This window comes from Bradyrhizobium barranii subsp. apii (assembly GCF_011516635.5).
GTDB lineage: Bacteria > Pseudomonadota > Alphaproteobacteria > Rhizobiales > Xanthobacteraceae > Bradyrhizobium > Bradyrhizobium barranii.
Map to the genome: position 1 here is coordinate 6409074 of NZ_CP096255.1, position 13134 is coordinate 6422207.

Annotated in this window: 12 protein-coding genes; 4 read left to right on the forward strand and 8 right to left on the reverse strand. The window is 65.0% G+C overall.

From position 1 onward, the window contains the following. Positions 1-6: 6 nt before the first annotated feature. The 7 genes from HAP41_RS30630 to HAP41_RS30660 are packed head-to-tail and all read right to left on the reverse strand — an operon-like array spanning position 7 to position 7377. Positions 7-1668, reverse strand: coding sequence for an ATP-dependent acyl-CoA ligase (locus HAP41_RS30630; protein WP_166093288.1), 1662 nt, complete (start codon positions 1666-1668; stop codon positions 7-9). 9 nt (positions 1669-1677) lie between these two features. Then, positions 1678-2835 (reverse strand): ABC transporter substrate-binding protein, encoded by a 1158-nt coding sequence (locus tag HAP41_RS30635; RefSeq protein ID WP_166093275.1) that lies wholly within the window; start codon positions 2833-2835, stop codon positions 1678-1680. 56 nt (positions 2836-2891) lie between these two features. Continuing rightward, positions 2892-3674 (reverse strand): cyclase family protein, encoded by a 783-nt coding sequence (locus tag HAP41_RS30640; protein ID WP_166093250.1) that lies wholly within the window; start codon positions 3672-3674, stop codon positions 2892-2894. 34 nt (positions 3675-3708) lie between these two features. Beyond that, a complete protein-coding gene (locus HAP41_RS30645; protein ID WP_166093246.1) occupies positions 3709-4950 on the reverse strand; it encodes an SDR family NAD(P)-dependent oxidoreductase in 1242 nt (413 codons plus the stop codon). Beyond that, on the reverse strand, positions 4947-6125 hold the full coding sequence (locus HAP41_RS30650; RefSeq protein ID WP_166093235.1) for a thiolase family protein: 1179 nt from the start codon (positions 6123-6125) through the stop codon (positions 4947-4949). The genes HAP41_RS30645 and HAP41_RS30650 overlap by 4 nt, the downstream gene beginning before the upstream one ends. Before the next feature lie 24 nt (positions 6126-6149). Next, complete coding sequence (locus tag HAP41_RS30655; RefSeq protein ID WP_166093227.1) at positions 6150-6578, reverse strand: organic hydroperoxide resistance protein; 429 nt, start codon at positions 6576-6578, stop codon at positions 6150-6152. Positions 6579-6594: 16 nt separating this feature from the next. Continuing rightward, on the reverse strand, positions 6595-7377 hold the full coding sequence (locus HAP41_RS30660; protein ID WP_166093222.1) for an aspartate/glutamate racemase family protein: 783 nt from the start codon (positions 7375-7377) through the stop codon (positions 6595-6597). 619 nt (positions 7378-7996) lie between these two features. Between HAP41_RS30660 and HAP41_RS30665 the strand changes: the two genes are divergently transcribed. Genes HAP41_RS30665 through HAP41_RS30680 form a run of 4 tightly spaced genes read left to right on the forward strand, consistent with a single transcriptional unit; the run spans position 7997 to position 12708 of the window. Continuing rightward, entirely contained in the window at positions 7997-9145 is a 1149-nt protein-coding gene (locus HAP41_RS30665) for an ABC transporter substrate-binding protein (RefSeq protein ID WP_166093213.1), read from the forward strand. 43 nt (positions 9146-9188) lie between these two features. Further along, a complete protein-coding gene (locus tag HAP41_RS30670) occupies positions 9189-10232 on the forward strand; it encodes a branched-chain amino acid ABC transporter permease (RefSeq protein WP_166093198.1) in 1044 nt (347 codons plus the stop codon). Further along, complete coding sequence (locus HAP41_RS30675; protein WP_166093192.1) at positions 10229-11998, forward strand: branched-chain amino acid ABC transporter ATP-binding protein/permease; 1770 nt, start codon at positions 10229-10231, stop codon at positions 11996-11998. Before HAP41_RS30670 ends, HAP41_RS30675 begins: the two co-directional genes overlap by 4 nt. After that, a complete protein-coding gene (locus tag HAP41_RS30680; protein ID WP_014496276.1) occupies positions 11995-12708 on the forward strand; it encodes an ABC transporter ATP-binding protein in 714 nt (237 codons plus the stop codon). The genes HAP41_RS30675 and HAP41_RS30680 overlap by 4 nt, the downstream gene beginning before the upstream one ends. On the opposite strand, the gene HAP41_RS30685 is transcribed toward HAP41_RS30680, so the two are convergent. Continuing rightward, entirely contained in the window at positions 12705-12884 is a 180-nt protein-coding gene (locus HAP41_RS30685) for a hypothetical protein (protein WP_166093189.1), read from the reverse strand. The two genes, HAP41_RS30680 and HAP41_RS30685, sit on opposite strands and share 4 nt — an antisense overlap. Positions 12885-13134: the final 250 nt, after the last annotated feature.

Sequence of the window (13134 nt, forward strand, 5' to 3'; positions counted from 1 at the left end):
CGACAGTCAGCGCCGCACCTTCACTCCGGCCGCCTCGCGATCCCAGGTATCCGTGGTGATGCCCGCCTCGCGCAGCACGCCCTTCTTGATCTTGCCGTTCTCAGTGAGCGGCATCTGGCTCAGAATGCGCACATAGCGCGGGATGGCGAAATAGGCGATCTGGCCTTCGCAGTGCCTGACGATGTCGATGGGCTCCAGCGATTGGCCCGGTTCGAGCAGGATCGCAGCCGCAACCTCGTCCTCGCCCAGCTCCGACGGCAGCGGGTAGATCGCGCAGGCGGCGACCGCGGGATGGGACTGGATGGTCTGCTCGACCTCCCATGAGGATACGTTCTCGCCACGCCTGCGGATCGAATCCTTCATGCGATCGATGAAGCGGTAGTGTCCATCAGCATCCCGAACGACCCGATCGCCCGAATGGAACCACAGATTCCGCCAGGCCTCGACCGTCTTCTCCGGCATGCCGAAATAGCCGGTGGCGAAAGCAAAAGGTTCTCCGGCGCGAAGCACGAGTTCGCCGGCCTGTCCGTCAGCAAGCGCTGAATCGTTTTCATCGACGATCCGCGCCTCAATGCCTTCGGCCAGATAGCCCATCGTTCCCGGACGATCGGACGGGATCGTACCTGCGAATACGAAGTTCGTCTCGGTCGACCCATAGCCGTCGACCAGCGGCACGCCAAACCGCTGAAGGAATGGACCGTGGATTTGCGGCGGCACGCCGCCGCCAAGCGCGACGCGAAGACGATGCGCCTTGTCGTTCGCATTCTTCGGCTGCGCCAGCAGCATCGATGCCATCGCGCCGAGCAGATAGCCGACCGTCGCCTTATGCCGTTGCGCCGCGGCCCAAAAGCCGGACGCGGAGAATTTCGGCTCCAGCACGTAGGTGCAGCCGTTCAGGAGCGCCTGATAGAACGCATTGAGCGCGTTGGTGTGGAACAGCGGCAGTGTCGTGAACAGCACATCGCCCTCGCGGACGCCGAGCGCCCGCGCCGAATAAATGCCCCACCAGAACAGCTGCGCCTGCGGACAGCACACACCCTTCGCTGGCCCCGTCGTGCCCGAGGTGTAGAGGATCGCAACGGTATCGCCGGGACGCACGGCACCCGCCGGGGCTGCGGCTCCGAGCGCCGGCAACGGTACGGCGGAAAGCCGGGCATCGACTGCCCCGGCGGCAGCTCCGACGATCCAGGTGCGAGGTGGCAGTTCAACACCCGCCTCGACGCTATCGATCGCGGCAACGAACTGAGCCTCGACGACAAGGAGCGCGGGACGCGAATTGCGGAAGATGTGGGAGAGCTGGAAACCGCGCAGCGCGGTATTGATCGGGACTGCGATGGCGCCAAGCCATGCGCAGCCGAGATAGACCTGCAGGAACTCCGGACGGTTCGAACACATCAACGCGACCCGATCGCCCGGCCTGATCCCGGCGTCGACGAGCGCCTGGGCCGACGCGGCCGCGATCGCCGCGGTCTGCCCAAAGCTCCAGCGCGTCTCACCGGCGACAAGCAGCACGCGCTCGCCGTAGCGCTCGGCCTGCCGCGTGAGGATCGTTGAGAGGATGCGGTCCGACGGCGGAAACGACGTCACTGCACACGCCCAGGCCGGCGTCACGTTCTCCTGGCCGACCGCGTCGCTGACGTTCACCGGCGCGTTCTCCGTCACGATCATGCTCCCGTCTCAGGGCAACAGCTTGTACTTGCCGTTCTCGATCTGGACCATGACGCGCGAGCGATCGTCGACGCCGTGCCGATCCGCCGGCGTATAAGTGTAGACGCCCTGCGTCCCGACGACCTCCTTGGTCGTGAACAGCGCCTGACGAAGCGCGGTGCGGAATTCCGGCGTGCCGGGCTTGGCACCGGTTGCCATCGCGCGTTTGGCGGCATCGGCGAAGACGAGCCAGCCGTCGAAGGAATAGGACGAGAATGAATCCGTCGGCGCCTCGCCGTTCGCCTTCTCGAAGGCAGAGCGGAAATTCAGGGCCACCTTCTGGATCGGATTGCTGGACGGGAGCTGCTCCGCCGCGGTCACGGGTCCAGTCGGGCAGATGATGCCGTTGGCGGCCTTGCCGGCGAGACGCAGGAAATCGGCGCTGATCAGCCCATGATTGCCGTATAGCGGCCCTTTATATCCCCGCTCCGACAAGGCGATGACCGGCAGCGCGCCGGGCGTTCCAGTGCCGCCGAGCATGATGGCGTCGGGACGTGCGGCGAGTGCGCGCAGCACCTGAGCCGTGACCGAAGAATCCGATCTGGCGTAGCGTTCGTTGGCAATGATTTTGATGTCGGTCGTCTTCACACTCTGCTCGAGCGAGTTGTACATGAGGTCGCCGAACGCATCGGAGAATCCGATGAACGCGACGGTCTTCAGGCCCTTCGCCTTCATGTGATCGACGATGCCTTGCACGAGAAGCGGCGTCGGTTGCGGCGTTTGGACGACCCAGGGGCCGCCGTCGCCCGGCGGCACCGGCGCGATCGGCGATACCGCGATCATGGGCACTTTCATCTCGATCGCGGCGGTCGCCATCGCTAGGGTCTGCGGCGCGCCCGACGTTCCGATCAGGATATCGACCTTCTCCTGCTCGACGAGCTTGCGCGCGTTGCGCGCCGAGGCGGTGGCATCGGAAGCGTCGTCGAGTTGGATGACGCGGACCTTCTCGCCGCCGATCTCACCGACATAGGCCTCTCCCGCCGCGATGCCCTTCGCGTTCGGGATGCCGATCGAGGATACCGGCCCGCTGAGACCGGTGACGAAGCCGACGAGGATCTCGGCCTGCGCAAGTTGCGGGACGGCGAGAACCAATGCGGTGGAAGCCAGCAGGCTCTTGATCAAGTTCATGGCACCTGTCTTTCGTGAGGATGTCTGTTCCGATTGGCAAGCGCCATGGATTGGATTCAGGTTGACGCAGCCAGCGCGATGACGCGAAGCGGACTGCCTGAGCCGTTCTGGATCTTCAGTGGCGAGGCCACGATGACGGCGCCTGTGGCCGGAAGCTGATCCAGGTTGCACAGGCATTGCAGGCCGTAGCGGCCCGCGCCGTGCAGGAAATGATGCGCCGGATAAGGCGGCTCGAAATGACCGGCCTGGCCCGCATCCGTACCGATGGTCTCGGTGCCAAACCCGATGACGCCGCGCTCCTCCACCAGCCACTTCATGACGGCCGCGTTGGGGCCGGGCATATGTGCGCCGTCATCCCTGAGATTGGAGTAGTCGCGCCAGCCCTTCTTCGACCAGTCGGTCCTGAGCAGCACCCAGTTCCGCTCGGGGATCCGGCCGTGCTTTGCTTCCCAGGCCTCGACGAGCGGGACGGTCAGCAGGAAATCGGGATCCTGCGCCGCCTGCGCGGAGCAATCGATCACGCAGGCCGGCGCGATCATGTCCTTGGTCGGCATCGTGTCGACGGCATTGTTCGGCAGGTTCTTGCCCGTGAACCAGTGGATCGGTGCGTCGAAATGCGTGCCGGTGTGTTCGCCGAACGTGACGTTGTTCCAGTACCAGGCCGGACCGCGACCATCATAACGCGAGATTTCCTGGATGCGGACGGGCGCGGCCTGGCCGAACTCCGGCGGCAGCACGATGACCGGAAAATCCGGACTGAGCGTAAATGTGAGATCGACGACGCGCACCGCGCCGGAAGAAACCGCACCCGCCAGCTCCAGGAGATTGTTGCTCTGCATCGTCACGTCCTCCGGCTTGGTTGAAATCCCGATCTCACCTGTCGAGCTCGCGCTCGAGCGCTTTCGGATTGGCCGCGAGACGTTGCCGGATCTCTTCGGCGACATCTCCGACATACATCTCCTCGAGCCCGCCTCTCAGCCCCGACACGACCGCCTGCGCGATTGCGCGCGGCGCAACCTTCGGCGGCGGTACGGTCTGGAACCACTCGGTGTCGACGGGCCCGGTGAACAGATTCATCACCCTGACGCCGCCGGGCCTGAGCTCGGCGCGAAGGCAGTGCGAGAGCGACAGGCACGCCGCTTGCGAGGCCGAGTAGGCGCCAAAGGCAGGCCAGTTCGCCAGCGCATGGACCGAGAGAATGTTGACCCACGCGGCACTGTTGTTGAGGCCATCGGCACCCCGCATCCGCATGGCGGGGCCGAAGGCCTGCGCGAGGTTGATGAAGCCGAGATAGGCCTGGTCGATCTCGTCGCGCGCGATGCTCGTGCCCCTGCGGTCGAGCAGGCCGCCCGGCCGCACATATTCCGTCGTGTTGACGAGGATATCGACCTTGCCGCCGATGTCGGCCGCGAGATCGGCCGCAGATTTTTCGTCGGCGGCGTCAAGGGTCACGATCTCGATTCCGTCCTGGCCGCGCAGCAGCTGCTCGCCGGCGAAAGGCCGCCACGGTTCGGCAATGCCGACGAACACCGTCTTGGCGCCTGCGGCCTTCAAGGCGGCGGCGGCCTCCTGACCGATCACGCTCCGACCGTTGGTGACCAACACGCGCCGGAATTTCGGATCGGCCGTCATTTCCCGCCATTGCTTGTCGTCTGCCATGTTGGGAGTCTCCCCCTCGGGATGGGCAAAGGCCACTGCCTGACCGCTCTTGTCGAGTTGAAACGACATGCGGACCGGTGCGCCCTCCACGCAGTCGGCATGGAGGTGCGTCACAATCGTCGGACCGCAATCCAACGTCACGAGGCCGATGCGCCAGGGCGCACGCTCGCGGAAATAGACATCGCTCGGCACGCGCGCAGTCGTTTCGGCAAGAAGAACACCTCGTCGTGGCGCATCGACGAAGGCAAGGCCGGCCGACAGGCAAGACGGGCAGGCCTCCCGCGCCGGATAAGCAAAAGAACCGCAGGCCTCACAGCGTTGCAGCACGAAGCGGCCCTCGGCGGCGGCCCGCGTAAACCCATGCGACGTCCTGCTGCGCGGTCGCGGCGGCGAAGCAGGCAGCCGCGTCCGCAGCAGCGGGTTCTTGCGCCGGGGCGGCTTGATCGGCTCTATCATCGCGACGGCCCTGCAAAGATCGCGGCGCCCGAGGCGAGACCACGGTCATAGTTGATCATACCGAACCCCGAGGCCAAGGCGAGGCTCGCGTTCCCGACCTGCGTGGGGCCTGCAGTCCCCAGAACCTGTCGAAGTCCCTCGACGAGACCGAGATAGGCGCCGGCGGCGCCAGCCTGTCCGGCCGAGAGCTGTCCGCCCGACGCGTTGTGCGGAAAGTCGCCGTCGATGGTGAGATCGTGCTGGCGCACGAACTCGGCCCCCTCCCCCTTGTTGCAGAAGCCGAGATCCTCGAACTGCATCATCGTGATGACGGGGTAGTCGTCATAGGTCTGCACGACATCGAGATCGTCAGGCTTCACGCCGGCCATCGCATAGAGCTCGCCGACGTCCATTGCCCAGCCACCGCGGACCTGCATCGGATCATCAGCAAAGGCGTTGTGCCGCTCGATCGTCGAAAGCAGCCGTGCTGCTGTCAGCCCGAGCGAAGCCGCGGTCTCGTCCCGCATCACCAGGAAGGCTTCGGCGCCGGCGCATGGCATCACGCAGTCGAAGAGATGGATGGGATCGGAGATCGGCCGGGCCGCCAGATATTGCTCCATCGTCAGCGGCGTCTTCATCAGCGCATGCGGGTTGCGCAGGGCATTGGCGCGCTGGGCGACGGCGATCCTGCCGACATCCTCACGCGTGACGCCGAAGGTCCGCATGTAGTTGCGGGCGATCAGCGCGAAGCTCGCATTGGCGCCACCGGCGCCATAGGGATAGACGGCATCCTGGTTGAAGCGCGAGAAGTTCTCCAGCGTCAGCCGGAAGGAATCGACGTAGTTGGTATCGCCGGCGATGCACGCCACGATGTCGGCGTCGCGCGCCTGAACCGCGCGCGCCGCTTTTCGCAAGCCTGCGATGGCGCTGGCGCCACCGAGCGGAATCGTATCCAGCCATCGCACGCAGAGTCCGAAATGCTGCGTCAGCCCGATCCCGCTGTCGGTGCCCATCGTGAAGCTGGAGACGCACAGACCGTCGATGTCGGAAGCCTTGATGCCGGCCTGCGCAACGAGCGTGCTCAGTGCCCGCCCGATCCACCACTGCGCACTCTCGATGGAGTAGCGCACATAGGGAATCGTGACGGGCGTCGCAATCACGACGCCGTCGTACGGTGTACGCAAGGTATTGGTCACCAACCGCCCGCCTCGTTCATTGTCTCAGATGACCGTCAGCTTCACGGCAATATTGCCGCGGGTTGCATTCGAGTAGGGACAGCGCTCGTGCGCGCCCGCGACGACCTCCTCGGCCACCGACCTCTCGACACCGGGCAGATTGACCTTCAGTTCGACGGCGAGCGCATATCCGACGGGAACCGGCCCCATCGCAACCTTCGCGATCACTGACGGCTCAGCGGATGGGACGACCTTCCGGGTGCGCGCGACGAGCTTGACCGCACCGAGAAAGCAGGCGGCGTAGCCGGCCGCAAAGAGCTGTTCGGGGTTGGTGCCTTCGCCCCCGGGACCGCCCAACGATTTCGGCACGGACAGCGATACCGACAACAGACCGTCGGCGCTGGCGGCCTTACCGTCCCGGCCGCCAGTCGCCGTCACCTCGGTCTCGTACAGGATCTTTTCGGGAGTCAGCATGATTCATTCTCCAGTCCTAGCGGCTGTTGCGAGCAAGCAGTGCGCGGAAATCGTCGCGCGCCTGGGCGCTGGCCCGCTTGAAGCTCGGCCCGCGGCTGGGCTCGGTGCCATTGAGCTGCCGGAGCTGCACCCACATCTCGGCACTTTTCAGCGCCACCGCCGCGCAATTGACCACCGGCGCGTGCCCGACTTTCAGGCCATGCTCCCTTCCGATCAGAAGGCCCGGCAGCACGCCGGCGGGGATCACGACGTCGGCGCCGTGCTCGACCAGCGGGCGTGCGCAGGCGACGAAGTCCTTGATCATGCGGGCTTGGGCGGCCTGATCTCCGTTAAAGGCATCGGCGAAATCCGCCGGCTTGCAGCCAAGGCCGGTCACGTGGACCACGCGATCGCCGAGGCCATAACGCTCGGCCTGCTCGTAGTGCCAGACCTCGAAGACGGGATCGAGCGTCACAAGGCCGAGCCTCCGACCGAGCTGAGAGGCCGCCACCAACGTCGCCTCACCGGTCCCGATCACGGGAATGTCGAGCGCCGAGCGCAGCTCGTAGAGTCCGGGATCCTGGAAATGTCCCATCACGAAGGCGTCGAACCCGCCCTCCTCGGCCGCGATGCCGTTGTCGATGGCCTGGACGGCGCAGCGCAATTCCGCGAGCCGTCCGAACTCCCGGTCGGGCGGCGAAATGCCCTCGACGTGAACTGTCGTGCCCGATGCAGCGATGTTGTTGAGGTATTCCGACAGCCGCGCCATGTAGGGCGCGTTCACGCTCGCATCAACGAAGCTCTGCCAGAAGATGCGCATCGTCCTTCTCCTCAGGCGGTGATCGGAGGATCGGTCGTCGACGGCCGATAAATATATTTCAATCATAAACTAATTCACGCGTCAAATGCGCTCGGCGTCGTCGCCGACGGCCACCGCCACCGCAAGGGAAGCCCGGCCTTTTCGTACGCTCGATCGGCATTGAGGCGCCGCACTCTGGCGAAATTGTATGCAACAACATTTTTTCTGACAGAGCCGTGACACGTGTTGACGGCTCCACCAACACTACTTTAGGCTTTAAGTAATTCCTCGCCGGCCAGGGACCGGTGGATGTTGCAGGGCACCGATTTTGAGAGACTCGATCGTGTGGACAGTCGCCGTGCTCGAACAGCCGGCAGCAACAGCATCGCCGGCCGCGCATCGCGGCCGGGCCAACGGCCTTCCGTTGCTTCGGGAAAGTCCCGCCCGCATCTGCCGATGGGCCTGTCGTTCGAGCGGCAACCAGCGCCATGGCCGCTGAGATCCGGCCGAGCAACCCCTCTTCGATCGCGCCCGGGTTTCGGCGCTGCAGCAATGCTTTCAATCGGTTCGTTCGTCGCTCGGGCTCCCCGCACGGCAGCTTCGAGGCATTCCTATCCAGCACCAACGGAGGAGAACGCGTATGCGCAAGACTCTGAGCCTACTCGCACTTGTCGCCGGACTCTTCGCAGCGCCGGCTGCGCGGGCCGACATCACCATCGGCTTCGTCACCTCGCTGAGCGGCAATGGCTCGTCGATCGGAATCCCCTATGGGCGCGGCATCAACGCCGCCTATGAGTACAAGAAGACCATCAACGGCGAGACCATTCACCTGATCCAGCTCGACGACGGCTCCGACCCGTCGGCCGCGACCCGCAATGCGCGCAAGCTGGTGGAAGAAGAGAAGGTGGACCTCCTGATCGGCACGGCCACGGCACCCTCGACCATCGCCATGGCGGCGGTGGCGAGCGAGCTGAAAGTACCGATGATCGCGGTCTCGCCGATCGGCAAGCTGCCGGATACGCCGGAGCAGTGGGTGGTGTCGGTGCCGCAGCCGGCCTCTCTCCTCGTCAAGATCGTCGCCGACCGCATGAAGCGCGACGGCATGAAGAACATCGGCTATGTCGGCTTCTCCGACGCCTGGGGCGACCTCGTCTATAACGGCGCCAAGGCCGCCGAAGCCGCCGGTGACATCAAGATACAGACCAACGAGCGCTATGCCCGCACCGACACCTCGGTCACCGCGCAGATTCTCAAGGTGATGGCCGCGCGTCCCGACGCCGTGCTGGACGGCGGCTCGGGTACGCAAGGCGCCCTGCCGCTCCTCACGCTCGCCGAGCGGGGCTTCAAGGGCAACACCTACGGCACGGTGGCACTCGTCAATCCGGACTTCGTCAATGTCGGCGGCAAGGCGGCCGAAGGCATTCAGGTCTCCGCGGGTCCCGTGATCGTCGCTGAGCAGCTTCCCGACGAGCACTTTGCCAAGAAGACCGCGCTGGATTTCCGCAGCGTCTACCAGAAGACCCATAACATCCCGACCACCGACGGCTTCTCCGCCTATTCGTTCGACGCCTGGCTGATTTTCGCCAACGCCGCCGAGCGCGCGCTGAAGACCGCCAAGCCCGGAACGGCGGAATTCCGCACGGCGCTGCGGGACGCGATCCTCAGCACCAAGGAGCTGCCGGGCGTGCATGCCGTCTACAATTTCAAGCCCGGTGCGGTCACCGGCGTCGACGAGCGCTCGCTCGTCGTGGTGCGCCTGACCGGCGGCGCCTGGAAGTACGCGCCATAACCGGATCAATGGCCCCGGCATCACAGGGAGCAACGACGTCTCAATGACGAGCGACATTGCAGCCATTCTCGCGATCGACGGGATCGCCACCGGGGCCGTCTACGCCCTGGTGGCGATCGGGACCGTCCTGATCTTCACGGTGACGCGAGTCATCTTCATTCCCTTCGGCGACATCGCGGCCTTCACCGCGCTGACGCTGGCTGCCCTGGACGCGAAGCGCTTTCCGGGGACGGGAGCGCTGGTCGTGATCCTGGCCTGCCTTGCGACCCTGATCGAGATCATCTCGCTGGTGCGCTCCGGCGAACTCCGCCTGCTGCCCCGCGCGCTGTCCTTCTACCTCCTGCTTCCGCTCGCCGTGGTCGGTGCAGCCTGGCTTGTCATGCGCCTGGACCCGCCGCTTGCCGTCAGGCTCCTGCTGGCGCTGATGCTGATCACGCCGATCTCCCCGCTTCTGGATCGGATCGTCTTCCGTCCCATCGCTGACGGCACCGTGCTGCTGTTGCTGACGGTGTCCGTGGCGCTGCATTTCGCGCTGGTCGGCCTTGGCCTGTTGTTCTTCGGGCCCGAAGGGGTTCGAACCGAGCCGCTGACCTCGCTCTCGACCGAGTTCGCGGGCGTGCTGATCTCGGGCCAGACCATGCTGATCGTGATCGCGGCACTCGTTTTCAGCGGCCTCCTCTACCTCTTCTTCGACTTCACGCTGGTCGGAAAATCGCTGCGCGCCACGGCCGTGAACCGGACCGGCTCCCGGCTGATGGGAATACGCCCCGCCCGCGCCGGCACGATCGCCTACCTGCTGGGATCGCTGATGGCCGGCGTATCCGGAATCCTGATCGCGCCGGTGAACACCGTGTTCTACGATTTCGGCTTCCTGATCGGCCTCAAGGCCTTTGTCGGCGCCATCGTCGGTGGCATGACCAGCTATCCCGGTGCGGCGATCGGCGCCGTCGGCGTCGGCATCCTCGAAAGCTTCGCCTCGTTCGAGAGCAGCGCGCTCAAGGACGTCATCGTCTTTTCGCTGCTGATCCCGATCCTGATCTGGCGATCCCTCGCCTCGCTGCATTCCGAGGAGGAGATCGAGGAATGACGCGCCTCCACATCCAGCTTGCCGCCGTCCTCGCCGTGTTGTGTCTCGCGGTGGCTCCCTTCGTGCTCAGTCCGTTCAGCATCACGCTGATGAACTATATCGGCATCTATTCGCTGGTCGCCATTGGTCTTGCACTCCTCACCGGCGTCGGCGGCATCGTGTCGTTCGGACAGGCGGCGTTCGTGGGCGTCGCGGCCTATGCAACCGCGTGGGTCTCTGCGTTGAACGGGTACTCCCCGTGGCTCGGCCTCGTGTTCGGCGTGGTGCTGACCTGCGGCGTCGCAACCGTTCTCGGCGTCGTCACCCTGCGACTTCAGGGCCATTTCCTGTCGCTCTCGACCGTCGCCTGGGGCCTTGCGATCGGCTTCCTGTTCGGCAATGTCGAGGGGCTCGGCCGCTTCAACGGCATCTCGTCGATCCCGCCGATCAGCTTCGGTTCGATTGCGCTGGTCACGAGCGCCCAGATCTATTTCCTGATCTGGGGCATCGTCGCCGCGGTGCTTTTCCTCGGCTACAACCTGCTGGAATCCCGGCTCGGCCGCGCCATGCGCGCGCTCCGGGGCGGCAATACGCTGGTCGAGAGCCTCGGCATCAACGCTTTCCGCATCAAGCTCGTGACCTTCGTGATCGCGGCCTTCCTCGCCTCGCTCTCCGGCTGGCTCTACGCACACATGAGCCGCTTCATCAGCCCGGGTCCGTTCGATGCCGGCATGGGCATCGAATATCTGATGATGTCGATGGTCGGCGGCGCCGGCAGCCTGCTCGGCGGCGTCGTGGGGGCCGCGGTCGTCACGCTGCTCAAGAACAGCGTGCAGGATTACCTGCCGCTGATCGCCAAGGGTGCCTCCGGCCAGCTCGAGATCGTCGCCTTTTCCGCATTGTTCATCCTGTTCCTGCAATGGGCCCGGCAAGGCATCGTTCCCTTCGTCGCCCGCTATCTGCCCAAGGCCAGGCGCGAGCGACCTCAACCGGCGCCGCCCCTGCCCCGTCGCGCGCAACCGACGCCCGGGGAGCTGCTTCTGAAAGTGGATGGTGCCGAGCGCCGGTTCGGCGGCCTCGTCGCGGTCAACAATGTCAGCTTCGAGGTCCGCGCTGGCGAAATCCTTGCCGTCATCGGCCCCAACGGCGCCGGCAAGAGCACGATGTTCAACTGCCTGACCGGGGCGCTCCGGGTCAACAAGGGTGAGATCGTCTTTGCGGGACGCCCGATCACGCATGACGCGCAGTCCCGCATCGCCAAGGCCGGCGTCGCCAGGACCTTCCAGCATGTGAAGCTGCGCCCGCGCATGAGCCTGCTGGAAAACGTGATGCTCGGCACCTATGCCCGCACGCGCAGCGGCCTGTTCGCCGGCGCCTTCCGCCTCAACGGGCGTGAGGAAGCCAGTACCCGGCACGAGGCGCTGATGCAGCTCGAACGTGTCGGGCTCGGCGACAAGCCGTTCGAGCTCGCGGGCAATCTGCCGCTCGGCAACCAGCGCATTCTGGAGATTGCGCGTGCGCTCGCCGCCGACCCTGCGCTGCTGGTGCTGGACGAGCCCGCCGCCGGCCTTCGCCGCCAGGAGAAGCTGCGGCTCGCGGAACTGCTCCGCTCGCTGCGGGCAGACCATCTGACCATCCTGATCGTCGAGCATGACATGGAGTTCGTGATGTCGCTGGTCGACCGCATCGTGGTGCTCGATTTCGGCTCAAAACTCTGCGAAGGCGCGCCAGCCGCGATCCGCAGCGACGAGCGGGTGCAAGAGGCCTATCTCGGAGGCGTCGCGTGAGCGAGATGCTGTCCATGACGGATGTGACGGTCTGCTACGACAATGTCGAAGCGGTCCGCAACGTGTCGCTGTCGGTCGAGGAAGGTCAGATCGTCACCGTCATCGGCCCGAACGGTGCCGGCAAGACAACGCTGCTGATGGCGGCCATCGGCCTTCTGGCCTCTCGCGGGCGCATGGTCTTCCAGGGTCACGACATCGGCAGGATGTCGGTCGAAGATCGCGTCGAGCGCCGGCTGTGCCTGGTGCCGGAGAAGCGCGAGCTGTTCTCCGACATGACGGTCGCGGACAACCTTCTGCTCGGCTCCTACAGCCTGCGCGACCGCTCGGGCGTCCAGAAGACGCTGGACGAAGTCTATGATCGCTTCCCACGCCTGAAGGAACGGCAGCGCCAGGCGGCAGGCACGCTCTCCGGCGGCGAGCGCCAGATGCTCGCGCTCGGCCGCGCGCTGATGGCCAAGCCGAAACTGCTCATGCTGGACGAGCCGAGCCTCGGCCTCGCGCCGCTGATCGTGCGCGAGATCTTTCGCACCATCGCGTCGCTACGCGACTTGGGCGTCTCCATCCTGCTGGTCGAGCAGAACGCCCGCGCCGCGCTCGAGACGGCTGACTATGGCTATGTGCTCGAGACTGGCGAGGTCGTGCAGTCGGGCCCGGCCAAGGACCTCATCCACGACCCCAGGCTGATCACGGCCTATCTCGGCGGGCACTAGCGCTGGCTCGGATCAGGCTCGGCGAGCCGCACAACAAAAATATCGAAAAACAACCCCATGCACAGTAGCTGGCCGACAGCGATATCAATGGCTTGATACCCAGCAACTGCGGATTTAACGAAATCAACTTGATCCGTCGGGCAAAACAGTGGCACAATGCCATCATCGCTGCCCATGGATAGCCGATGGCTTCCATCGCCAACTCGGACATCCCAGTTACTAGGGGATCAGCAAGCTAAAGCCCGCCCGCGACAATTGGGAACGGTGGAGCATACCATCACCCGGTGAAATGGCGCCGCTTGCGCGCCCACATCTTGGGCCACAGCAAAGGCAAATCAATGATGCTCTAATCAGCGCGATAAATCGAACATCAGTTGCGCTCCATCTTGAATCCGCATCTTGGCACAAAGTGCATATTACGTCCGG